The organism is Mesorhizobium subarcticum (genome assembly GCF_055456085.1).
This window is the reverse complement of sequence record NZ_JBVBEG010000003.1, coordinates 166,983-190,552: the sequence shown is the minus strand read 5'-3', so window position 1 is coordinate 190,552 and position 23,570 is coordinate 166,983. Positions and strand designations below refer to the sequence as shown.

At 58.7% G+C, this 23,570-nt stretch carries 15 protein-coding genes and 6 pseudogenes; 14 read left to right on the top strand and 7 right to left on the bottom strand.

Annotation, left to right across the window (positions count from 1 at the left end):
- Positions 1-14: 14 nt before the first annotated feature.
- The 3 genes and pseudogenes from ACZYHG_RS37245 to ACZYHG_RS37235 form a co-directional block, all read left to right on the top strand.
- Positions 15-548, top strand: coding sequence for an ABC transporter transmembrane domain-containing protein (locus ACZYHG_RS37245; protein WP_464615424.1), 534 nt, complete (start codon positions 15-17; stop codon positions 546-548).
- Complete coding sequence (locus ACZYHG_RS37240) at positions 511-1,509, top strand: ATP-binding cassette domain-containing protein (RefSeq protein WP_464615285.1); 999 nt, start codon at positions 511-513, stop codon at positions 1,507-1,509. Before ACZYHG_RS37245 ends, ACZYHG_RS37240 begins: the two co-directional genes overlap by 38 nt.
- A 235-nt stretch (positions 1,510-1,744) precedes the next feature.
- Positions 1,745-2,189, top strand: a pseudogene (locus ACZYHG_RS37235) (IS6 family transposase); the annotation flags it as partial.
- On the opposite strand, the gene ACZYHG_RS37230 reads toward ACZYHG_RS37235, so the two are convergent.
- The 4 genes from ACZYHG_RS37230 to ACZYHG_RS37215 all read right to left on the bottom strand — a co-directional run bounded on the left by ACZYHG_RS37230 (position 2,188) and on the right by ACZYHG_RS37215 (position 5,710).
- A complete protein-coding gene (locus ACZYHG_RS37230; RefSeq protein WP_464615535.1) occupies positions 2,188-2,796 on the bottom strand; it encodes an IS66 family transposase in 609 nt (202 codons plus the stop codon). The pseudogene ACZYHG_RS37235 and the gene ACZYHG_RS37230 sit on opposite strands and share 2 nt — an antisense overlap.
- A gap of 178 nt (positions 2,797-2,974) precedes the next feature.
- Complete coding sequence (locus tag ACZYHG_RS37225) at positions 2,975-3,496, bottom strand: IS66 family transposase (protein WP_464615423.1); 522 nt, start codon at positions 3,494-3,496, stop codon at positions 2,975-2,977.
- Positions 3,497-3,632: 136 nt separating this feature from the next.
- Entirely contained in the window at positions 3,633-5,261 is a 1,629-nt protein-coding gene (locus ACZYHG_RS37220; protein ID WP_464615422.1) for an IS1634 family transposase, read from the bottom strand.
- 140 nt (positions 5,262-5,401) lie between these two features.
- On the bottom strand, positions 5,402-5,710 hold the full coding sequence (locus ACZYHG_RS37215; RefSeq protein WP_464615421.1) for an FtsB family cell division protein: 309 nt from the start codon (positions 5,708-5,710) through the stop codon (positions 5,402-5,404).
- 84 nt (positions 5,711-5,794) lie between these two features.
- Here ACZYHG_RS37215 and ACZYHG_RS37210 point away from each other — a divergent pair.
- From ACZYHG_RS37210 to ACZYHG_RS37200, 3 genes and pseudogenes are all read left to right on the top strand, one after another.
- A pseudogene (locus ACZYHG_RS37210) lies at positions 5,795-6,888 on the top strand (IS1595 family transposase).
- A 135-nt stretch (positions 6,889-7,023) separates the two neighbouring features.
- Complete coding sequence (locus tag ACZYHG_RS37205; protein WP_464615420.1) at positions 7,024-8,100, top strand: winged helix-turn-helix domain-containing protein; 1,077 nt, start codon at positions 7,024-7,026, stop codon at positions 8,098-8,100.
- A gap of 917 nt (positions 8,101-9,017) precedes the next feature.
- Positions 9,018-10,376 carry an AAA family ATPase gene (locus ACZYHG_RS37200; RefSeq protein ID WP_464615419.1) on the top strand — a complete coding sequence of 453 codons (1,359 nt, stop codon included), beginning with the start codon at positions 9,018-9,020 and terminating at the stop codon, positions 10,374-10,376.
- Between the two features lie 470 nt (positions 10,377-10,846).
- Here the strand turns inward: ACZYHG_RS37200 and ACZYHG_RS37195 are convergent.
- Positions 10,847-11,540: pseudogene (locus ACZYHG_RS37195) on the bottom strand (IS6 family transposase).
- Positions 11,541-11,675: 135 nt separating this feature from the next.
- On the opposite strand from ACZYHG_RS37195, the pseudogene ACZYHG_RS37190 reads away from it, so the two are divergent.
- The 5 genes and pseudogenes from ACZYHG_RS37190 to ACZYHG_RS37170 form a co-directional block, all read left to right on the top strand.
- Positions 11,676-12,515, top strand: a pseudogene (locus tag ACZYHG_RS37190) (IS5 family transposase); the annotation flags it as partial.
- A gap of 79 nt (positions 12,516-12,594) precedes the next feature.
- Positions 12,595-13,047 carry an IS66-like element accessory protein TnpA gene (tnpA, locus tag ACZYHG_RS37185; RefSeq protein WP_464614636.1) on the top strand — a complete coding sequence of 151 codons (453 nt, stop codon included), beginning with the start codon at positions 12,595-12,597 and terminating at the stop codon, positions 13,045-13,047.
- The gene (tnpB, locus tag ACZYHG_RS37180) at positions 13,028-13,381 is read left to right on the top strand and encodes an IS66 family insertion sequence element accessory protein TnpB (protein ID WP_464613070.1); all 354 of its coding nucleotides are present in this window, start codon (positions 13,028-13,030) and stop codon (positions 13,379-13,381) included. Before tnpA ends, tnpB begins: the two co-directional genes overlap by 20 nt.
- A gap of 54 nt (positions 13,382-13,435) precedes the next feature.
- Positions 13,436-15,007 carry an IS66 family transposase gene (gene tnpC, locus ACZYHG_RS37175; protein WP_464615418.1) on the top strand — a complete coding sequence of 524 codons (1,572 nt, stop codon included), beginning with the start codon at positions 13,436-13,438 and terminating at the stop codon, positions 15,005-15,007.
- 72 nt (positions 15,008-15,079) lie between these two features.
- Positions 15,080-15,232: pseudogene (locus ACZYHG_RS37170) on the top strand (IS5/IS1182 family transposase); the annotation flags it as partial.
- Positions 15,233-16,987: 1,755 nt separating this feature from the next.
- On the opposite strand, the gene ACZYHG_RS37165 reads toward ACZYHG_RS37170, so the two are convergent.
- Positions 16,988-18,085 (bottom strand): ATP-binding response regulator, encoded by a 1,098-nt coding sequence (locus ACZYHG_RS37165; protein WP_464615417.1) that lies wholly within the window; start codon positions 18,083-18,085, stop codon positions 16,988-16,990.
- Positions 18,086-18,236: 151 nt separating this feature from the next.
- On the opposite strand from ACZYHG_RS37165, the gene ACZYHG_RS37160 reads away from it, so the two are divergent.
- Complete coding sequence (locus tag ACZYHG_RS37160) at positions 18,237-18,437, top strand: hypothetical protein (RefSeq protein ID WP_464615416.1); 201 nt, start codon at positions 18,237-18,239, stop codon at positions 18,435-18,437.
- Positions 18,438-18,950: 513 nt separating this feature from the next.
- Positions 18,951-19,934: an IS5 family transposase gene (locus ACZYHG_RS37155; RefSeq protein WP_464615415.1), complete on the top strand. Its 984-nt coding sequence runs from the start codon at positions 18,951-18,953 to the stop codon at positions 19,932-19,934.
- 52 nt (positions 19,935-19,986) lie between these two features.
- Here ACZYHG_RS37155 and ACZYHG_RS37150 read toward each other — a convergent pair.
- A pseudogene (locus ACZYHG_RS37150) lies at positions 19,987-20,664 on the bottom strand (IS5 family transposase); the annotation flags it as partial.
- Positions 20,665-21,609: 945 nt separating this feature from the next.
- Between ACZYHG_RS37150 and ACZYHG_RS37145 the strand changes: the two are divergent.
- Complete coding sequence (locus ACZYHG_RS37145; protein WP_464615414.1) at positions 21,610-23,280, top strand: phospholipase D-like domain-containing protein; 1,671 nt, start codon at positions 21,610-21,612, stop codon at positions 23,278-23,280.
- Positions 23,281-23,570: the final 290 nt, after the last annotated feature.

Here is a 23,570-nt window from a genome sequence, read left to right as displayed (position 1 = left end):
GGCTCCAACGCAACTTGACTACCCATGTCTTTCAACATGCCGTCTCGTTACCTTACTACCGTCTCAAGACCTACACGACCTACGAGATCGGCCGTACGATAGAAAAGGGTTTGGATGCCGTCAGAGACATTACGTCGAATCTGACGTTCGTTCTGATCCCAACGATCATCGAACTGGGAATCGCGGCGTCGGTGATTGCCTTCATGATTGATTGCTGGATCGCAGGGTTTCTTGTCGTCGCACTGTTCTTGTACGGGTTCATCGCAAACATCGCTGCCCGGCGCATTCGCTCGTCGACGGAAGAAGCCATGGAAAGCGGCATCGATGCCTGGAGCTTCGGCCTCGACGGGGTGGCAAATGCCGAGCTGGTTCAACAATCGAATTTGGGTTCCGAATTCACCAGCAAACTTGACGACAAACTGAAAGTGAACGATCGGGCCTGGGCAATAACGTTCCGACAGAGGGCCTACTATGGTGGTCTCCAGGCGCTCGTCTTCGGCTTGGTCGTACTTGGCGTATTTGTGGCGCGGCGGTGTCAATGCCGGTGAGGGTATTCTCAGCATCGGGGAACTCGTCCTGCTGAATACCTACATTATTCGACTGCTGCAGCCGGTCGAAACGTTTGCACGCGTTTATCGTGACGTGCATGCGGCCCTCGGGGAGGCCCGACTTCTTGCCGATCTGCTGGCAGTCGACGTTCCGGCACCAACGAAGGTCCTGCTGCCGGCGGAAAAGCAGCCTTTCACCCTGGAACTTCGCCATGTTTCAATTGATGTCGCTGACCATCCGGTGTTGTCCGGCCTTAGCTTCAGTGTTCAGCCGAAGGAACCGCTCTTCATCGTGGGCCCGTCGGGTGTTGGGAAAACCTCTCTTCTCAAGCTCTTATCCTGCCTTACCATGCCGAGCGATGGGGCGTACATGATAAACGGGAAGGCTGTTTCGGACGAAAATGCAAGCGCGCTGCGGGAAGACATCGCCGTGGTACAGCAGGACTGCCTTTTGTTCGATTGGACGATCCGGGAGAACATTGCCTTCGGCTATTCCGGACCGAAAACGGATATCGACGAGGTGATTTCCATCCTTGGGCTGACAGACGTCATTAATCGGCATGAGGCGCAAGCCGAATCAACGGTGGGAGAGCGCGGCAATCGATTATCTGGCGGTGAGAAACAGCGTGTGTCGCTTGCCCGTGCCCTACTGAAAAAACCGCGTCTGCTTCTTTTGGACGAGGCCACAGCTGCGCTAGACGAAGTTAACCGGAAGCGCGCTCTGGCTGCCATTGAGACGCTTCAAAAAGACAACTCCAGCGTGTTCATTACCCATGACCTCTCGTTGATAAAACCAATGTCACGCGTTCTCTTTCTTTGCGCGTCCGACACGGCCTTTTACGGCATGCAAAACGAATTGCTGGCCGAAAATCCGACATATCGTCAGTTCATAGAAGGAATAGAACGCAACAGTGATGTGCCTGCCGGCGTGTCCAAACCCGATAATGGTGAGCGCGCTTAGGCGCGCTCCCTGATTGGCGCTGTCACGTTGTTCAGCGTTAACGGATTGACGATAGGCACCGGGCATGTCTGAAGCTGCCGCTACAAGAACCATCGCTTTCCGACCGAGATCATTGCTCACGCCGTTTGGCTCTATTACCGATTTCCCTTGGGCCTGCGCCATGTCGAGGAAAGGTGCTGTCACATTGATTTTGGCTTAACGGTTTGACGATAAGTCAGGTTGGCATGGTCGAAGCATGCGCCACCTGCAAGAACCATCGCTTCCCGATCGAAATCGTTGCTCATGCCGTCTGGCTTTATTACCGGTTCGGGCTGAGCCTGCGCGATGTTGAAGAAATGCTGCTGGAGCGGGGGATCGTCGTCTCCTACGAGACCATCCGCCGCTGGGGAAAGAAGCACAGTCCCGATTATGCACGTCGCCTGCGCCGCAAGGCGCCATCGAAAGACGATGTCTGGCATCTTGATGAGGTAGCCGTGCGCATCAACGGCAGGCGGTGCTGGCTGTGGCGCGCCGTCGACCAGGACGGCTATGTGCTGGATGAGATCGTGCAGACCCGCCGCAATACCAAGGCGGCCAGGCGTCTGCTCATTCGTCTGCTGAAGAAGCAAGGCCTGTCGCCGAAGCGTATCGTCACCGATAAGCTGCGCTCCTATGTAACCGGGGCAGATTACCGGGCAGTCAGGCTTGAGCGGCTTGCCTAACGAGATCCGGGAGCGGCGGAATCGACTCTTGTGTTGGTATGCCGAGGCGGTCGCCGAGATAGCGGAAGAATGAGACGTCGAGCTTGATGCAGGTCTTCATCAGGCCGAGCAGGACGTCGCGGGCGTTCTTGCCTGCCTCGCTGACGGTTCCGCCGGAGATCTTGCGCTTGGTGACGAAGGTGCGGATGTCGTTTTCGGAACCATTGGTGTGGAGTGGGATCTCGGGACGATCGAGAACGCGCAGGAGTTCATGCTTGCGGCGATGCAGCCTGGCAAGAAGCCGGTCGAGCATGACGTAGCCGGTTCGTCGTTTGAACAGGCGCTCGAAGCGGGCGCGCAGGGCCGCCGCGTGGCGCGGACAAGGAGCACGCTGGTAGCTCTTGAGGTCGCGATAGAACCACCAGATCAACTGGCGCATGATGTCGACGGCCTGACGTTGATCCGGGGTCACGGGTATCAATTTGTGGACGAGCCGCTCGGCGTGGACCCAGCACAGAGCATGGTCGCCGATGCGGAACTGGCCGGCATCATCGGACACGACCACGGTATCGCCAAGAAAGCCGTGGTGGCGGATCGCTCCCCACATCGCCCCTTCGGTGGCGATCCTGACTGGGTTGGGCTCAACCGCGAGCTGGTCGAGGCCGAGTGCGGCCAGATGCGCCTGCCATGCGGCGCTGTCGGCAAATGCCTTGTGCGGCGCAGCCGCCAGCCGCGCGATCACCGGACCGGCGAGGTTGCGGCCGCGCATATAGGCCAGGGCCTCTTCATTGATGAAGTAATCGCTGTGCCCGGCACGCAAGCGTCGCCAGGAACGCCTCCCGTGACTTCGATCGCCCGGTGCGGAACGCGGTGAAGCGGCGATCGCCGATCTGGGTGGTGTAGCCGTCCTGGTGGGCGTGGCGCGCCGACGTATCATCGACGGTGATCCAGGGCGCCGTAGCCAGCCCGGCGCGCAGCACGTCACGGTCCTCCGCCGCGAAGGCCTCCAGGCCCTCCGAAATCAGCCGCACCACCTGGCGCTTCGAAATGTCGACCCCGATCCCGGTCAACAACGCCGTCAACCGCTCCGTCGTCACCTGGCCTTGAATGTGACAGGCCAGAATGAAGCGGCGCAGGTTCGCGCCCCAGCCGCCGATGATCCCCGCCGGCAACGGCGCCACCATCGTTTCGCCGGTCGGTGTCACCCAGCGCTCGCGGCGATAGCGCACCACCTCGGCCGACAACGCCAGATCGCGCACCAGGATCGTCTCATACCCCTTGAAGCGAGAGCCCGCAGGAGCGCTCACCGCAACCGTCACCTCGCGGCTCACGCGACCGCCGTCGCGCTTGGCCCCACTTAAACACCGCCTGTAAGAATATGTTATTATATCAGCACGTTAGGCGCGCGCCGGCGCGTGTTACCACTACATTTTGGGGATGATCTCAGGCGAGTTGTTCGTCGAGGTTGTGTGGCAGAGCGATGCCAGCTGCCTTGAAGACGTTGCCTACTTGGCCCGTAACGTGGGTTCTGGTGGTGACGATGCGACCATCCTTTTCGATGGTGGCTTCCTGGAGGCGGTCGAGATCGCGTAGAAGCGGCTGCCATTCGGGCGTCAGGCCTTTGGCCCGGCAGAGGCGGTACAGTTCCTTGCTGAGTACGAGCCCCAGGAACGAGCAGAACACATGCCCGCGGATGGCGGCATCGGATTGGTGGAAGATCGGCCGGGTATTGAAGGTTGCCTTGGCGGCGCGGAACAGGCTCTCGACCTCGAGCAAATCGCGATACCGCAGCACGGCCTGGAGCGGGGTCACCTTCGCGTTGGTCCGCACCACGGTGATGCCGTCGTACCGGGCTTCCTCGGCAAGCTTGCCGACATCGATCTTGAAGTTCTTGCCGCTGGCCTTGAGGTAACGCCGGTAGGCCGAGTTGCCGACCAGTGCCTTGTCGCCCTTCTTGAGCTGTGCCTCGAGGCCGGCGATGATCGCCTGGCGGTCGGCCTTGTCCTTCTCGGCCTCGGCGTCATTGCGGCTGACAATGTAGCGGTCTTTACCGACCTTGACCTCTTTGACCCACAACTGAGTTTCACCGCGCTGGCGCTCGAGAACGAGCGGAACCATCGGTGCCGCGTCATTGAGCACGACGTTGTGGATCACGCTGCTCGAGCGTTCGCGGGCCCCCAGAATGTATTCCATGCCCAGCTTTTCGAGCGCGGCGATGGTATCGGCGCTGATCATGCCGCGATCGGCGACAACGCAGGCGCGTGTGACGCCGAAGCGCGTTCGCAGCCGATCGACCACCGGCAACAGGACGGTCACGTCAGCGGTGTTGCCGGGCACCATCTCGGTGCAGATCGGCCGGCCCTCGGCATCAACGACCAGCGCCAGGATCATTTGCGCCAGATCGGGGCGGAAGTCCTTGGAATGCCCGCGCTTGCCCAGCGTCTCGCCGCCCGCGCCATGGAAGGACAACGAGGTGGTGTCCATGAATACAAGGCTGAGGTCGGTGAACAGGTCCTGCCGGCGCGCGAAGAGCTTTTCCTCGATCGCGTCTTTCACGCAGCGCGCCACCAGCGCGCCTTGCGCCTTTTCGCCGAGTTCCTCGCCCAGCCACGCCATGGCCCGGTAAAAGTGATGGAGCGCCAGACCCTCGGCGCCCTCGATACCATAATCGGCCATCCAGTTCGCGCAGTCGCGGTCCGAGCCCGAGACGAACAGCCGATGCAACGTGCCAATGAACACCGCCCGTTCCACCGCAAAGCCGAACTGGCGCCCTTCCAGCACCTCTTCCAGCACATCGCCGATCCCGAGCCGCTCCCACAGCCGCCCGAACAACAGCGGACCGCCGATGCGGCGAGAGGCAATTCGCCCCGCGTCAATGTCGGACAGGATGAGGCTGCGCTCGCCATGGCGCGCAATCGAGGCCGCCAATCTGTCAAGTTCGCCGCTGGCAACCAGCGCATCCTTGCGGCCCAGCGCCTTTATCGTGCGCTGGCGAACGGTTTTGCCGTCGCGGACACTTTCCACGAGGTAAAGATAGCGGTGGCCGCGCGCGACTCTCTCAACGACAAACATGCCAGCGTTGTTAGCGAATAAATGCCATAAAATCCATACAACATGCAGCTAGCAGATCAAATGTTGTTACCACACATTTTCGCGCCGAAAACTCGAGGCGAGTGAAGTCAATAGCTTAACGGACAGCGTTCGCCATCCGTTCACCTCCAACTGTTCAAGTCGGGCTTGGCGCCGCGCCGGCGGCGCTTGCCCTTGCCAGATGTCGGCTGCGTCGCCTTCTCCATGCCCGATGGCTTGGTCGGCTTGACCGGGGGACGCGGCGGCAGGTCCTTCAGCCGGGCGATCTCATCCTTCAGGGTCTGGTTCTCGGCGCGTAGCGCCTGGTTCTCAATCTCAAGGCTCTCGACCCGGCCTTGAAGACCGCGCACTTCGCCGATCAGCGCAGAAACCAGCCCGCGGAGTTCCGCAAGCGACAGGCCTTCAAGCGAATCAGTCGATGGTAGCGTCACGGGCCTTTATCAACCAAAGACCGCAATATCCTTGTGATGTATGGCTTTTCATGCGATTCTTCGGGCTGGTCTAAGGAGGTGAGAATGCCTGAAATACTTGCAGCGCTTTCCAACATTCGGACTGTTGAAGAAATGATCGCGGCCTTCCGGGATGAGCAGCATTGCCGTCGGTTGCTGGAAAGCATGGTGTGGCCGGATGGCCGGATCTGCCCCGCCTGCGGATACAAACGCTCGATTGCGCTTGCCGGTCGCGATACCGGCAAGCGTCGCGCCCGACCGGGTCTTTATCAATGTTCCAGCGGCGATTGCCGGTTCCAGTTCACGGTGACGACACACACGCCTCTGCACTCCACGAAGCTTCCCTTGCGTGTTTGGCTGAAGGCCATGTGGCTGTTACTGCAATCCGACAAGGGCTTGTCGTCGGTGCGCCTGGCCGAGGCGCTCGGGGTGAGCCAGCCAACGGCCTGGCGGATGGGACATGCACTGCGTCTCATGGTGGCGCGGGAGAACATGCTCGCCGGCACGGTGGAGATCGACCATTTCCATCTCGGTGGAAGGCCCAGAAAGAATCCCGACGACCCGCCTCCGGGCCGCGGCCGGAAAGGCCAGGCGAATACGGACAAAACGCCAGTCATGGCAATGGTGCGGCGCCCGAGTGACGTCATGCCTGGCACTCTGGCCGGTGACGCGCGTGCCGCGGTCGTGACCAGTCTCTCGGCGCGAGCAAGCGAACGCGTCATTGAAGCGCAGATCGAATTGGGAGCTCATTTGATGAGCGACGAGTGGAAGGCATTCATGGCCATTGGTAGAGCTTTGCCAAGCATGAGACAGTGAAGCATTCCAGCGGTGAGTATGTGCGCGACGCCGTCCACGTCAATTCGGTCGAAGGTTTCAACTCCCGCGTCCGCCGTACCATCGCCGGCGTCTTTCATCATATCAGCCCGCAGCATGCCGACCTGTATTTCCACGAGGTCGGCTTCCGATGGTCGCAGCGCGTCGTCACAGGAAACGTCATTCGCAAAACCCGGCATGGCCGGGAGAGCGTGCGAACCTTGTGGTCGCGCGTGCCGCCTGCGCTGCAATTGACGAATGTTTTTCGCACCGCCACGGGTCGTCAGATGCGCCGAAGCCCGGATGGCGGCATCATCATCAAATCAGCCGTCGCTGTCTTTGGTTGATAAAGGCCGCGCAAGATTTTGAACTGCTCTTCTGACCCCAACATGAAAGCCCCCGGATATTTGCGCCACGAGGGTTCAGCTTATTGTCAGGTTTCGTCTATAACGCACGAACCCTGCCCTATTATGGAGGTCGGCTTGCAAATTTTGCTCATTGGCGACAACCAGGACTTTTACAGCGTTGTACGCAGTTTTGCGACGGAGTATGGCCACTTGCTCGAATGGGTCAAGGACCTGTCCGAAGCGCAGTATCACGCTGGGCCCAACTACGACCTTGTTCTGCTCGAAATTGACCTGCCAGACGGTAACGGCATCGACTACCTGCGGGAGATGAGGAAGCGGTCTGATTGGACACCGGTCATGATCGTGGCAGCTCGCCGTCAGCGTTCGGACTGCGTGTGGCTCAACGCTGGTGCCAACGGCTATTTGGTCAAGCCGCATCTCGTCCCCAGGGAACTTTCCGCGCGCATTCATGCCGTGATGCGTAATCGTGGGCAGTTCCCGCACTCATATCAGGACGGGAGGCTGTACATAAACTCGGCTGAGCGGCGCCTCGAACTCGACGGCCGGGAGATCCCCCTGTCGAGACGCGAATGGACGATTCTCGACTGCCTTCTAAAGCGACCCGGCCGAGAGACAGTTTCGAAGGCGAAGATCGAAGATGTACTCTTGTCGTCAGGTGCGGAAGTTGAGAGCAATACCGTGGAGGTTTATGTTGGCCGGCTCCGCAAAAAGATCGGCCGGAACCGTATAGCGACAGTGCGTGGCGTCGGGTACAAGTTCGTGGTCGAATCGGCGACCGCATACGACCGCGAGTTCGATCTTGTCCGCTTTGTTCGGTCAAACATTGATCGCCTCTTGAAAAAGCCGTGGGGTGCCGGACGGCTAATCCTTAACGTCGACGGCTGCCCCACTTTGAAGCGCAAAGCATACAAGATCGAATGGGCTTGCCTCGTCCTTGGGCCGCTACTCGAGAACGCACTCGTACATGGACTGAAGGATACCCCGGCAACAGTTTCCGTCCGAGCTGATGGAACCATCGCCATTGTAAACGCAGGACCGGTGGTGCCCCTCCCAGACCTAGAAGCGAGGGGCTCAGGCGAGGGGCTATTGTTTGCTAATTATGCTATCAAGCAGATCGGTGGCAGCCTTGAATTTGCGTCGCCTGCCTCAGGTCGCGAAGATGGTTTTGAGGCGATTATTCGAATCCCTTGATAACACTGGTTTGCTGCAGCGACTAGGTTGGGTGTAGAAAGCATTGTACGCTGCTGGCAGGCAACGAGAATGTCAAACAGGGGTGGCGACAAAACCCGCGGTGGGCCGGCTCGCCAAACCACATCCCAATCCACTGGCGTGGGACAAGCATGCCACCCCAGCCGAAACTTAAAGGCGTTTACGCCTGCACTCACAACTTCGGATTCCCACCGTGAGAGCCAGTGCTGTAGCGTTATTCTGAACGGTCTTTTCATTCACATGGGACGTTGATCCGTCCTCTTCAACCCAACGTTCGTCTCCAGCTCAACAACGCTTTTGTCATGTCGTTTTCATGAGCAGCATACGAATCAGGTGTGCCGAGCTTCCAGTTCGAAGGGAGACTCTGGCCTGGCCGACAGGAACTTACACCGTCGCGCAAAATCGCCGGTAGCTTTCAGGCTGCTGTCAGCTAGGGCTGGCAGAAGGGTTGTTATCGGAACAACCAATCAGGAGACCTTATAAAATGAGAACTTCGGCCCAACTCGGCCAAGTTGGCACGAGTCTTGAAGCCCTTCGGTGCGAGGCGGCGAGAGCTGCCGACCGGCATTCATGTCGCGGGCAGCCGCGATGAATCGAACAGAAGAAGGAAAGCTACATGTCGGGCCGGCACAGTTTCGAATCGGAGCAGACAAACGAGCATGGCGGACCAGGTTCTCATCGTCGACGACGACAGGGTCGGTCTGCGGCCGCATTATTGCCGAGGAGAGCGTCGCTGGCATCGAGCCGGAGGTAGCGACACTCGATGAGGTGTTCGGGCTATGGCGAGCTCGCGGCCGCCGAAGACCGATATCTGCCGAAGAACGTTTGGAGAGAAATCTAATGCGAATGCTGTTTCTACAGACCCAGGCCTTCCACTCAACATTCAAGGGAACATCGTCATGACTGAACCAGTACTCTTTGTGTGGCAGAAACTTCGTCGCCATTTCAACACCGATGATTTGACAGCTCTCGTGAGCTCCCGCTGGGAGTTTAACGCACATCTCCTGCCGGATCTTCAATCCCTTATTGAGGACCTAATCGCACCTCGGTCCCCTGAGCTCTTGGGCTTCCACCAAATGGTCGAGTTTTTGCCGATGAAGCTGTCAGACTTGACCACTTCCGAGGGAAGAATCGTCGTGCAGCTGGCGCCCGTCCAGCGTCAGGGCATCGACATTGGCGAAGATGAGCCATATCCTTCGATTAACAACGGTATTTGGCTGATAACGATCGACGACGACATGCCTGCAGCAGTCATGCTGTCGAAGTTCCTTACCCGCTATGGGCCAATGGTCCAGGTCGAAATAGGTCATCTGCCTAATGAGCTGGGCCATGCCTTCGCCAAGCGCTTTCTGCGCACAATCCAGGCGCAGGGCAAGAGCTATTACCGCAACAAGGCTGTCTCCTTCGAGTCCACTGAATTCGGGGGCACGCAGGAAACAATGCGGGTTCATAAGCTTCCTGCTGTAAGCCGGAACGACGTAGTGCTTTCCAAGGCGACTATGGCCCAGCTCGATACGCACATCTTCGATTTTGTTAAATGCCGGGAGGAGTTGAAGCGCCTCGGCCAATCGGGGCGCAAGGGTATTCTTCTCCACGGACATCCTGGCACCGGCAAGACCCATGTCGTCCACTATATTGCTGCCAACCTGCCCGAGCACACCACAGTTCTGGTCACGGCTGAGCAGATGCTGAATATGGAGCCATACTTCGCGCTGGCTCGCGTCCTGCAGCCATGCATGATGGTGATTGAGGATGTGGATCTGGTTGGCCGTTCGCGCGAAGATATTTCTGGTCAAAAGGCAGAAACCCGCCTGAACCGTCTGTTGAACGAGTTGGATGGACTTGGCGTAGATTCAGACATCATCATCATCATGACCACGAATCGGCTGAACTCCCTCGAGGGGGCGCTCGCCTCGCGCTCGGGCCGCGTAGATGTGGCCCTCGAGATTCCTCTCCCTGATGACGATTGCCGCGAGCGGTTGATCGAGCAGTACGGTCATGCGCTGAACTTCCAGGGCGAAGCTTTGGCCGAAGCCGTAGCCCGTTCAAGGGGCGGCAGCGCGGCTTATGTCAAGGAGATGGTGCGCCGTCTCGCGCAACGAAGCGTTGCGCGAGGCGGCAGCCTCAGTGTCTCATGCGAGGATGTGAAGGTGGTCTTCGCCGACGCTGAAGCAGTGCTCAACCCCCTCAAGAGGGATGAGGAAACGGTAAGGAGACACATCGTCGAGGAAGACGATGAAGACGATTGCGGTTGCTGACGCTTGCAAGGCGTCCAACGCGTTATGTTGGCACCTTCCTTGCCGGTATGAGAAGCCAAGGAAGCGCCTACCTCGGAATGGAAAGCTGTCCCGAGCCCTTATGCGGCGCGGCGATCAGGATGAGATTCGACCTGTCTCCCAGATCGTCGCGCTATAGAGCGCTCAAGCCTCAACCTTCAACGCGAATAGTTTGCGACAGAACCGGCAATCGAATCCAAGGAAAATAAGGAAAATATCTGATGCAGCGACTGTTTCTGACATGTGTGGCGCTTTGTGGTCTGACGGCGGGCGCCACCGCCGCCGCGGTGCCGGTGATTGCCGAGTCGGCGTCGGAAGCCGGGGCGGCGGCCTCAGTCTTTTCGTTCGAGGGTGGACTACGCTACTGGCCCAGTACCGGCAAAGCATCGAAGGACCTTTACGGCGCTGTCACATTGTTTGAAGCGTGGGCGCGGGGAAGCCCACAGCTGTTTTCAGGCAATCTGCAACGCCGCGGCCTTCCATTCTGCCATGGCATTGAGGCGGTGAGTTCGGATCTGCGTGGCGGACCTGTTTGAGCGGGAGGGGACAAAGAGATTGCGTATGGCGGAGAAGACGGAGACGAAATGCTGAAGGGAGCCAATGCTGCGGAAGCCTTGCCGAATTCGCTCCCGCTTTCGAAACGGCAGGTGAGAGTTCTCCGCCCGGTTGTTGAGGCCCTTGTGCGACCGGTGCTCGATATCGGGCATGACCTGACGTCTTGCCGCTGAATAGGAGCGCAGCTTATCGGTGACGATACGCTTCGGCGACAGGCCTTGCTTCTTCAGCAGACGAATGAGCAGACGCCTGGCCGCCTTGGTATTGCGGCGGGTCTGCACGATCTCATCCAGCACATAGCCGTCCTGGTCGACGGCGCGCCACAGCCAGCACCGCCTGCCGTTGATGCGCACGGCTACCTCATCAAGATGCCAGACATCGTCTTTCGATGGCGCCTTGCGGCGCAGGCGACGTGCATAATCGGGACTGTGCTTCTTTCCCCAGCGGCGGATGGTCTCGTAGGAGACGACGATCCCCCGCTCCAGCAGCATTTCTTCAACATCGCGCAGGCTCAGCCCGAACCGGTAATAAAGCCAGACGGCATGAGCAACGATTTCGATCGGGAAGCGATGGTTCTTGCAGGTGGCGCATGCTTCGACCATGCCAACCTGACTTATCGTCAAACCGTTAAGCCAAAATCAATGTGACAGAGCGTTGGTGCATGGATCCTTTGTCAACGGTTTGGCGATAGGCAGGCAGGATCGAAATCAGCTTGATGCGAGAGCCATGCCGTACAAACACAACGCAGATCGTCGTCATCACGTCGGAAAGATGAAATTCAGGGTGACGAATTGGCGTGACTACGAAGCAGGTCTGCGCCGGCGTGGTAGCCTGACCTTATGGGTAACGCCGGAGGCACTGGCGGGATGGCGCGCTCCGCGACGCAAGACCCGCGGCGGCCAAGCCCGGTATTCCGATCTCGCCATTGAGACAGCGCTGACGCTGGGTTGCGTCTTGGCAATGCGGCTGCGCCAGACCGAGGGATTGCTCCACTCGCTGCTGGATCTCATGGGGCTGAAAGTCCCAGTTCCAGATCATACGACGCTGAGCCGTCGGGCACAGAAGTGGGAGCCATCAGCCCGACGAAACCCGCCGCTGCCGGACGGCCCGCTGCATGTGCTTGTCGATAGCACGGGATTGAAAGTCTACGGCGCCGGGCAATGGCTGGAGCAGAAACATGGCGCCAGATCACGTCGCAACTGGCGCAAGCTGCATCTGGCAGTGGATGCCAAAAGTGGCGCGATCATTGCCCAAAGGCTGACAGATCAGGACACGGATGATCCTTCCCAGGTGGCACCGCTGCTCGATCAGATCGCCGGCGAGATCGACCAGTTCACAGCCGACGGAGCCTATGACGGCAAGCCAACCTATCGGTCTATCCTGCAGCACAGCGCAACCGCGAACATCGTCATTCCACCGCGTTCCACGGCGGTGGAAAGCGGTGATACCGGACCGCCTGGTCAAAGGGACAAGCACATTGCCGCAATCGCAAGCGATGGTCGGCTGAAATGGCAGGCAGCCACCGGCTACGGCAAGCGGGCGCTGAGCGAAACAGCCATCGGAAGAAAGCGCGAATTTCTCTGCACCTTTTTCCATTGAGCGTGTTTTGGCATGAAGTGTCCACTTTGGAGGTGGACACCACGTGATTGAGGACGATGAACAGAAACTGCTGGTGAGGCGAATTTTGCGTAACGGCCGCCGGCGGTACGACGCGGCGTCAAAAGAGCGGCTCGTTGCGGCCTGCCTTGAGCCTGGCGTGTCGGTATCGCGACTTGCGCTTGAACATGGGATCAATGCCAACCTTCTTCGGAAGTGGATAAAGACGACCAAAGACGCCGTTGCTTTGCCGCCACCTGCGCCGTCGGCGTTCATTCCAGTTCAAGTCAGCGTCGCCGCGGAGTACAGCCTGCCTATGCAGGGCAATTCGGTAGAGAGGCCTGCCACGCGTGGTGAAGAGCGGCTGTCGAAGTCGTCGCCACTCCCAGCCAAGGTGAGCGCGTCTTTGCCGAACGGCGTGAAGTTGACGCTGGAATGCGGTGATGTGGATGCATTGACGGCGATCATCGGAGCACTGGGTCATGTTCAGACTGGGCGCTGACCTGACAGTCTACCTGCATCGCGAACCGATCGACTTCCGCGCCGGCATCAACAGCCTTGCGGTCCTGGTTCAGGAGGTGATGGAGCTCGACCCGTTTGCGCCTGCGGTCTTTGCCTTTTGCAATCGCCGTCGCGACCGGATGAAACTCTTGTTCTTTGACCGGTCCGGCTTCATGCTGGTTCTAAAGCGGCTGACCGAAGACAGGTTCCGATGGCCACGCCGGGAGACGGCGGTGGTTACGCTGACGACCGAGCAGCTCCATTGGATTCTCGACGGCATCGACATCGATGCAATGGTGCGCCATCCGGTGCGGCAATATCAGGTTGCGGGCTGACGGCTCCCGAATTGTGCGGTTGACGCGTCGGTGCGGTTCAGATTCAAAACTACGATGAATCGACCTGGCGAACCGACTGTTGAGGAGTTGATGGCGCGCATTGCTGCGCTGCAGGCGCAGAACCGCCAGCTCGCAGAACGCGTGGCCAAGCTCGAGGAAGAGTTGGCGCTAGCGCGGCTGCATCGTTTTGCGCCGAAGAGCGAAAAGCACGTTGATCGCCTCTTCAATGAAGCCGAACAGATTGCCGATGAAGACGACGCCAGCAGCGAAGATGGCAATGTCGTCGACCTGCCGGACACCGGCTTTCCGTCCACCGAAAAGCCGGAGGGAAAGAAGCGTGGCCGCAAGCCTCTGCCGGAACACCTGCCGCGCGAGCGCGTCGAGTATGACCTTGCCGACGGTCAGAAGGCCTGTCCTTGCTGCCGCCACCAGATGCATCGCATGGGTGAGGCCGTCACCGAGCAGCTCCATATCGAGGTGAAGGCGAAGGTCCTGCAGAATGTGCGGTTCAAGTATGCATGCCGCCATTGCGACCGGACCGGCATCAATACGCCTGTTGTCATTGCCCCGATGCCCGCGCAGCCCTTGCCGGGCAGCATCGCCACGGCCTCGACGCTGGCCTTCGCGCTCGTCCACAAATATGTCGATGGCACGCCGCTCTACCGCTTGAGCCAGGCATTCGAGCGAGCCGGCGTGCCCGTCAGCCGCGGCGCTCTGGGGCATTGGGTGATCGGATCGAGCGAGAAGCATCTCTCCCGCATCTATGACGCACTGAAGCTGCGGCTTCGGTCACAACCGCTCATCCATGGTGACGAGACGACGGTCCAGGTCCTGAAGGAAAAGGACAGGGAAGCCACCAGCACATCCTTCATGTGGGCGTATCGGAGTGGAGAGGACAGCGACGAACCGACCGTGCTGCTCGACTATCAGCCCGGCCGCGGCCAGATCTATCCGCAGGCCTTCCTCGGTGATTACCGCGGCATCCTGATGAGCGATGGCTATACCGCCTGGCGCACGCTGGCAGGAGCGACCCATCTGGGGTGCATGGCCCATGCCAGACGTCGCTTCGTCGATGCACTGAAGACCAGAAAGAAAGGCGGCGGCCCGCCGGAGCAGGCGCTGAAGTTCTTCGAACAGCTCTACCGGATTGAAAGCCAGACGCGCAACGAAAAGCCGGACAAGGGCGAAACGCGACATCAATGCATCCGCCGTTTCCGCCAGCAACACAGCGTCCCCATCATGAACGCTCTCAAGGCATGGCTCGACGACATAGCCCCGAAGGTCCTGCCCGACAGCAAGATCGGCGACGCCGTGTCCTACACCCTGAACCAGTGGGAGTACCTGACGCGCTACACCGAAGACGGCAGGATGCCGATCGACAACAACCTGCTTGAGCGCGACATCAGGATTTTTGCCACTGGAAGAAAGAGTTGGCTGTTCAGCGACACTGTGGACGGAGCCAGGGCCAGTGCCGTCGTCTACAGCCTCATGCTGACATGCCGAGCTTGCGGCATCGAGCCCTTGGCCTATTTGCGCCACGTCCTCACGGAATTGCCGCAGCGCGCGGACAATGCCGACATCACCGATCTCTTGCCATTCAACTTCGCCAAAACCGCCGCTACTTGATCCGATGCAACTGGCCGACAGCGACCCCGGTCAAACGGGCCGCGTCAACGCGCATGGAAATGAGCGCTTACCATCGGACGATACAAGGGGCTGATCGGACGGCGCCTGCGAGCACGCTCTCTTCCGGCTCAACAGACCGAGGTTGCCATCGGTTGCATCGTTCTCAACCGCATGCTGGCATGGGCACGCCCGGAGTCTATCCGGCGTCAAGTCACGCAGGCATAACCAACTACATTAAAGATCGAAATGCGTTCGATGTCATATCCGCGCACCAACGCCAATAACCGACAGTCAGTCCAATTTCGGTCACTGAATGCGCACGCGTCGCAAGCAGGGCCTTCGGATGCTCCGGTCCCCATGCTCTCGATGTTGGGAGGAAAAATGCTTATCGGGGCGCGCGGCAGCGTGCCGAGACTGCCTGCGACGTGCTAAAGCGGATTTACGAAAATGGGCTGGACGCCCATCAGGGCAATGCGTGAAGTATTCTTGTGTGTACCACAATCTCTGCTTTGGCGCTCTCTCTTGCGATCAAAGGTCGGCTTCACTCGCGATTGCGCCAGCTCAGCTCGCTCGTCGGATGAATTCTTGCTGCCATCTTCGCATTTGCGCCAAAAGTGCGGCCTCATTGGTCATCCCATGCTGAAACAGGTGTAGCAATGTCGTTGCCGCAATCTCCGCATCTAGCGATTGTGCCTCGTAGGCGCGCTCGCAACACACCTGGTCAAACACACGCTGAAGCAGCGCTAAGTTGGCAGGATATAGCGTGCAACTAGGAAGGTAGCGTTTCAGCATCTCTTGCGCCTCTTAGACGGGCGAGAGTGCGTTCTTAGCTCTCAAGCAGCGACGCCCTTAAGTGGTCGCTGACGTTGATTACTAAGCGCGAGTGGGCAGGAAGAGTCAATGATCGAGGTTCGAGATGATTAACTCTTTCGCTGGACGAAAGATGGGTGAGGATGACTGGACACGAGTCACCGAGAGGCCATTGAAGGTCCGAAGCATTAGCCGACTTCCGACCCGCTACGAATATCGCGCTTGGAAGGCGCCTTTGGGGCATGGTGGAATACGCCCTGCTTGCTCGACTGATCGGATCGGCTGCATGGGCCGCTCTACACGAACGGTCAGTCCTGGCGCCGCTACTGAAACTGGATCGGCCCGCCCGTCAATTCGGTACAGGCTGTCGACATCTTCGTCGCTCTCCTCGCCTGATGCCAAGCGAGTTGGCTTCGGCAATCGCAGCCTTTTGAAGGCGGTGATCATATATTAGCACCGTGGTCCACCCAAGCCACCACCAGCAGCACGATCGGAATAAGAACGAACGCGAGCCAGATGACGGTCATAGTCTCTTCGATCCTAGTCTTGCAAGGAAGCGTGCCCCGCGCCAACGTAGGGGAAGCGCGGACCGACTGGGATAAGCGAGGAGAACCCGATCAAGAGCATAGGGAACTGCGGCAGACCCCGATGCCTCCGGGAATGAACAAGCTGTCGGAAAGAAGTTCCGAGGGCGAACGAAAAAACCCGCCGGCCGAAGCCAGCGGGAGATAATGGAGTAGCCAAGGGTCCAATCTGGCTGCAGCATAAATGCAATGCCTGGGCATTAGTTCCACAGAAAGGGCCTCACCGGCGCTCCTCATGGGGATGAGCCATGCCGCCGATGCGTTGCCGGCCATGTTCTTCCACCGATCGTGGCATACTGCAAACAACGTCCCATGTGAATGAAAAAGACCGTTCAGAACAACGCTACAGCACGGGCTCTCACGGAGGGAATCCGAAGTTGTGAGTGCAGGCGTAAACGCCTTTAAGCTTCGGCTGGGGTGGCATGCTTGTCTCACGCCAGTGGATTGGGATGTGGTGTGCCCGTGCTGACTTCCTCTGGCGAGCCGGCCCACCGCGGGTTTGGTTACCACCCCTGTTTGACATTCTCCGTTGCCAGCAGCCTACAATGCTTCCTACGCCCAACCTGGTCGCTGCAGCAAACCAGTGTCATTGAGGGATTCGAATAATCGCCTCAAAACCATCCTCGCGACCTGGGGCAGGCGAGGCAAATTCAAGGCTGCCCCCAACGTGCTTGATAACATGATTAGCGGTGGGTAGACCACGGCCTGAGTCCGCCTGAGTCGTACGACGCTTAAATAGCTCTGTTATTTCGTCAAGGTCTGGGAGGCGCACCACCGGTCCTGCGTTTACAATGGCGATGGCATCAGCTCGGACGGAAACTGTTGTCGGGGTATCCTGCAGCCCATGTGTGAGTGCGTTGTCGAGTAGGTAATCAAGCGCGAGGGAAACCGCAAGGGCGTCTTCAAATTTGCGCACCAAAGGGGGGCAGCCGTCGACGTCAAGGATTAGCCGTCCGGCAAACCACGGCTTTTTCAAGAGGTCATTAACCTCTGACCGAACCTGTCCGACAAGATCGACGTGATCTGTGATGCCGTTCGCCGATTCGGCCACGAAACTGTACCCGACGCCACGCCCTGTCGCTATATGGTTCCGGCCGATCTTTTTGCGGAGCCGGCCAACATAAACCTCCACGGTATTGCTCTCAATTTCCGAACCTAAGGAAGAGAGTTCTTCCTCGATCGTCGCCTTCGAAACTACCGCTCCGGGTCGGCGCCGAAGGCGGTCGAGAATCGTCCATTCGCGTCTCGACAGGGGGATCTCGCGGCCGTCGCGCGCGCAGCGCCGCTCGGCCGAGTTTATGTACAGCGTCCCGACACAATATGGCTCCGGGAACTTCCCATGACGACGCCCCACGGCATGAATGCGCGCGGAAAGTGCGCCGAAATTGAACGGCTTGACCAAATAGTCGACGGCACCAGCGTTGAGCCCCTCGATGCCGTCCTGATCGCGGCCTACCACGATGATGACCGGTGCCGAATCAGGCCGCTTCTTCATCTCCCGCAGGTAGTCGATGCCGTTGCCGTCTGGCAGCTCAATGTCGAGCAGAACAAGGTCGTAGTTGAACAGACTTGCTTTATCCCGCGCTTCGGACAGGTCCTTGGCCCAGTGGACCGCGTGGCCCATCGTATGTTCGCGTACATCGCTGACAAAGTCCTCGTTGTTTTCAATGAGCAAAATATCCATGCCGAACTCCATTAATATTGCAGGGTTCATGCCTAATGACGGAACCTGACGCTACGCTGAACCCCCGTGGCGCAAATGTCCGGCGGCTTTCAAGCTGCCGTCAGCTACGGGTGTTAGAAGCCCGTTACGGAACAACCAAAAAAGGCAAATTATGGACGCCATTCTTTTCTCGGCACTTTTTATTCATGTGACCACCGTTGGCGCTGCATCGGCCGTCGGCAAATCCGACGTTGGGATCGCCGAAAGGCGACCCTGCCAAGCGGTACTGACCAAGCTTGAAGCGGCCCGAAGGCAGATACATTCGAGCGAGACGATACAGCTGGTCGATGCCGTCGAGTCGAAGGGACGCTAGGCCGAAACCCACTTCGGCCGCAAAACTTCGCGCGTGTGGGTGGTGCCGGCGAGGAAAGCTAAGGGCAAGCGATGCGCCACCACCAGAGTCAAGAGGCCCTGTGTCAGGATTGTTACTTTGTGTCCTGGAGGGCCGGCCGGGTGGCGTTATCCTTGGTGGATGAAATATGGTCGACATGAGCGGACCGGCCATGCCGCCGCGGCCCTCATCATCGAAAATGCCGCCTTATCCATGTGCCCGCGATGCCAAGGATGCACTGTCATATCCTGAGCGCATGATCTTCAAGCGTGAATCGCGCTGTGGTAACAACATTTGTGCTGTCATCCGGTTCTGTATGGATTTTATGGCATTTATTCGCTAACAACGCTGGCATGTTTGTCGTTGAGAGAGTCGCGCGCGGCCACCGCTATCTTTACCTCGTGGAAAGTGTTCGCGACAGCGTTGGTGCATGGATCCTTTGTCAACGGTTTGGCGATAGGCAGGCAGGATCGAAATCAGCTTGATGCGAGAGCCATGCCGTACAAACACAACGCAGATCGTCGTCATCACGTCGGAAAGATGAAATTCAGGGTGACGAATTGGCGTGACTACGAAGCAGGTCTGCGCCGGCGTGGTAGCCTGACCTTATGGGTAACGCCGGAGGCACTGGCGGGATGGCGCGCTCCGCGACGCAAGACCCGCGGCGGCCAAGCCCGGTATTCCGATCTCGCCATTGAGACAGCGCTGACGCTGGGTTGCGTCTTGGCAATGCGGCTGCGCCAGACCGAGGGATTGCTCCACTCGCTGCTGGATCTCATGGGGCTGAAAGTCCCAGTTCCAGATCATACGACGCTGAGCCGTCGGGCACAGAAGTGGGAGCCATCAGCCCGACGAAACCCGCCGCTGCCGGACGGCCCGCTGCATGTGCTTGTCGATAGCACGGGATTGAAAGTCTACGGCGCCGGGCAATGGCTGGAGCAGAAACATGGCGCCAGATCACGTCGCAACTGGCGCAAGCTGCATCTGGCAGTGGATGCCAAAAGGGGCGCGATCATTGCCCAAAGGCTGACAGATCAGGACACGGATGATCCTTCCCAGGTGGCACCGCTGCTCGATCAGATCGACGGCGAGATCGACCAGTTCACAGCCGACGGAGCCTATGACGGCAAGCCAACCTATCGGTCTATCCTGCAGCACAGCGCAACCGCGAACATCGTCATTCCACCGCGTTCCACGGCGGTGGAAAGCGGTGATACCGGACCGCCTGGTCAAAGGGACAAGCACATTGCCGCAATCGCAAGCGATGGTCGGCTGAAATGGCAGGCAGCCACCGGCTACGGCAAGCGGGCGCTGAGCGAAACAGCCATCGGACGATACAAGGGGCTGATCGGACGGCGCCTGCGAGCACGCTCTCTTCCGGCTCAACAAACCGAGGTTGCCATCGGTTGCATCGTTCTCAACCGCATGCTGGCATGGGCACGCCCGGAGTCTATCCGGCGTCAAGTCACGCAGGCATAACCAACTACATTAAAGATCGAAATGCGTTCGATGTCATATCCGCGCACCAACGCCTCGCGGTTGCGCTGTGCTGCAGGATAGACCGATAGGTTGGCTTGCCGTCATAGGCTCCGTCGGCTGTGAACTGGTCGATCTCGCCGGCGATCTGATCGAGCAGCGGTGCCACCTGGGAAGGATCATCCGTGTCCTGATCTGTCAGCCTTTGGGCAATGATCGCGCCCCTTTTGGCATCCACTGCCAGATGCAGCTTGCGCCAGTTGCGACGTGATCTGGCGCCATGTTTCTGCTCCAGCCATTGCCCGGCGCCGTAGACTTTCAATCCCGTGCTATCGACAAGCACATGCAGCGGGCCGTCCGGCAGCGGCGGGTTTCGTCGGGCTGATGGCTCCCACTTCTGTGCCCGACGGCTCAGCGTCGTATGATCTGGAACTGGGACTTTCAGCCCCATGAGATCCAGCAGCGAGTGGAGCAATCCCTCGGTCTGGCGCAGCCGCATTGCCAAGACGCAACCCAGCGTCAGCGCTGTCTCAATGGCGAGATCGGAATACCGGGCTTGGCCGCCGCGGGTCTTGCGTCGCGGAGCGCGCCATCCCGCCAGTGCCTCCGGCGTTACCCATAAGGTCAGGCTACCACGCCGGCGCAGACCTGCTTCGTAGTCACGCCAATTCGTCACCCTGAATTTCATCTTTCCGACGTGATGACGACGATCTGCGTTGTGTTTGTACGGCATGGCTCTCGCATCAAGCTGATTTCGATCCTGCCTGCCTATCGCCAAACCGTTGACAAAGGATCCATGCACCAACGCTGTGCTCGATGCGACGCACCTGAGCGCCGTTATACCGCTAATCGTGAGCCGAGCGTCTGGTAAGGCCGCCAGATGCTTGTCCATTCGAGCAGACGTAAGTTCATCTAGTCGCTCAAAGAAGTCGGGAGGGAGGGTCCCCCCGCTCTTCTGCTCGACTGTTGACTGGAGCTTTGTCTTCCACATCTCCGGGGATAACCCCATGAATGCTTGCGAGTAGGAGCCACGTTCGAAAATGACTCCGATGGACGCTAGGAATTCAAGTTCGGCGGCGAGATAGATCTCCTCACTGTTCACAAGCACGCCGTCACAGTCGAAGATAATGAGCTTCATCGAGAGCAGTCCGGTTTAGGTCATCTCCTCGCTATAGGAATAAGCGGCCGCTTTCCACCCTGAGCTGCCCTACGCGTCCGGTACCAAGCGTCAGGCTTTCACCACTAGAATCCCGATATCGCCGCCGAGCTCGAAGAGGGCGTCGGTGAGGCCTTCGACGCTCTCGGCGACCAGGATCTTGGCAGTCACGCATGGCATTGCGGACCTTTGGGACGATCTTTCTTGGCCAAAGGGACACGCACTGCTGACACAGGGTTGGTTGCAGCTGCCAAATGAAGATCGGGTTCTATTCAGCCGCTCACATGCTTTTTAAGGACCATGACCGAGTGCGGACGGACACAATGAATCACTGCTTCTGACTCGATAATCACTGCCCGTCAGCTCATGTTGCTTAGGTAGCCTGCTAACCACTGTCGTGATATCGTAGTATCGACAATCATTATAAGACGGAAGTCCCGTTCTTTTTTCGCGTGAATGTCACACAACTGTAAATTGGCGGCTGCTACTGTCCAAGAAAGTTGCTGTTTCGGGGGGATAAACGTGCCGCTAGTAATCAAAGCCTACGCGAATGCGGACGACGTTCTGATTGCCTGGAACGCATCAGACTGGGACGAATCTTGGGTCGGTTTCAAACTCGAACGTCGCGACACCAAGACAGGCATAGAAAGTGTGATCATGAACCGGATTCCGGCTCAGCCCGGCCGGCAGCAGGTTCCTGACGCAGGCATTGCCTCCGACCAGTCGCCGATCCGTCGTTGCATCTGGACGGATCATTCAGTGGCGTCCACCGACAGTGTCTCCTATCGGGTGACGGCCATGCGCGCGGCGGAAGATGGCTTTAGCGCAGATGAAAACAGTCTATCCGAATGGACCGATCCGTTGGTTGCCTCCGGCGAGGTGGGGGATGGGCTTGCGGCCTATTTCAATCGCGGCACCTTGATGTCCCAGGTCGTCAGCAGGTTCGTGCATGGCGATGTCACCCCTCAATCGCTTCACAAATTTGTCAACGATCTCAAGACGCCAGGGTTTCCTGCGCGACGATACCTGTCGGGCGATGCCCGCCATCAGATCCTGACCTTCCTCAGCGAGGCAGACCGTCGAGAAAGTGAAATCTTTGCTGCAATCTACGAGATCAATGACGCCGAACTGATCGATGCGCTGAAGCCGTTCGGATCGCGCGGGCATATCCTGATCGGCAATGGCGACGGAACAGACCCGGAAGTAGGACCTGATCTGGAGCGCGCTGGGCTGGACGTCCATCACCGCGATCTGTCTCACGCGGCAAGGTCGTCGCCAAGCGTCCACAACAAGTTCGTCGTCGAAGTGCGTCGTGGCACCGATGGCGACGGAACGGGTACGGCGGTGCTGACCGGGAGCACCAATTGGACGACCACCGGTCTTTGTACACAGCTCAACAATGTTCTGATCGCCCAGCGTCCAAAGATCGCTGAACGTTATCTGCAGCAGTGGAGAATGCTGGTCGAGGCGGGTGACGACATGCCCCCTGCCCTGCGCGCGGAGAATTCCAATCCAACGACAGATAAGGAGATTGAACTCTACTTTGCCGCGACAACCGGGCAGGCTGAATTCCAACCGATTCTCGAGGCCATCAGCGCTGCAAAGCAAGGCGCGTTGTTCGCCATGTTCATGCCGGGAAAATCCCCTTTGTTGGAAGCCCTCCTCGAACGCGCTCAGGAGAACAAGATCTATGTGCGCGGTGTCGTTTCCCGGGTGGTCACTTCCAAGAATAGTGACATTGTCGAAGTTCAGGGCGAGGTCGTGAAATCAGGGCCCGGCTCAGGCAGTTTCCACCGGGACGTGCTCATTCCATCCGGCATCACCGACAAAAACAAACCTGCCTGGGCGGAAGCGGAGTTCACGGCCCGGGAAATGCTCGAAAACCACATGATGGCCATCGTGCATTCCAAGGTCATTGTCATCGACCCGTTCTCCCCTGATTGCGTCGTGGTCACCGGGTCCCACAATTTCTCTCCGAACGCATCGGAGAACAATGACGAAAACCTCGTGATCATCAGGGGCAACCAGGCCCTTGCGCAGGCCTATGCCTTGCACCTGAACGGCATCTACGACCACTATTCATGGCGCAACTATCTACAGAACGACGGCGATCCAAATTCGCTGTACAAACCGCTGGATGGGTGGAAGCCGGGAGGCTCCCATGCCCAAGAACTGAACTTCTGGATGTCGTGAGGGGCCGGCCGATGTCTCTCAGCTATGGCTTCGCGAAGGCCCCGCCGGCTCTGACCTGTTCGAGCACGGCGTCTACTTTTGGCCCTACGATACTGTAAAGACGTTCACAACATGCTTGCGCAAGCAGGGCCCCTGTCCTGGGGCTAAAGGCTGCCTTCCATGCCTTAGGTGCTGAAACATTCGTCACGACTCTCTGGCCCCTCTACGACCTCCCCAAGTCTTACCTGGTCGAGGGGCTCTACGTCGGAATTCTGTACGGAACATCCCCAGGGCTGCAAGATTACGTTGAA

Excerpts from the sequence above, each read along its gene's own strand:
- ACZYHG_RS37230 (WP_464615535.1), bottom strand. The coding sequence starts at position 2,796 with ATGTGGGGAGCGATCCGCCACCACGGCTTTCTTGGCGATACCGTGGTC.
- ACZYHG_RS37160 (WP_464615416.1), top strand. The coding sequence starts at position 18,237 with ATGGACGCCATTCTTTTCTCGGCACTTTTTATTCATGTGACCACCGTT.
- ACZYHG_RS37200 (WP_464615419.1), top strand. The coding sequence starts at position 9,018 with ATGACTGAACCAGTACTCTTTGTGTGGCAGAAACTTCGTCGCCATTTC.
- tnpB (WP_464613070.1), top strand. The coding sequence starts at position 13,028 with ATGTTCAGACTGGGCGCTGACCTGACAGTCTACCTGCATCGCGAACCG.
- tnpC (WP_464615418.1), top strand. The coding sequence starts at position 13,436 with ATGAATCGACCTGGCGAACCGACTGTTGAGGAGTTGATGGCGCGCATT.
- ACZYHG_RS37155 (WP_464615415.1), top strand. The coding sequence starts at position 18,951 with ATGCCGTACAAACACAACGCAGATCGTCGTCATCACGTCGGAAAGATG.
- ACZYHG_RS37165 (WP_464615417.1), bottom strand. The coding sequence starts at position 18,085 with ATGGATATTTTGCTCATTGAAAACAACGAGGACTTTGTCAGCGATGTA.
- ACZYHG_RS37220 (WP_464615422.1), bottom strand. The coding sequence starts at position 5,261 with ATGTTTGTCGTTGAGAGAGTCGCGCGCGGCCACCGCTATCTTTACCTC.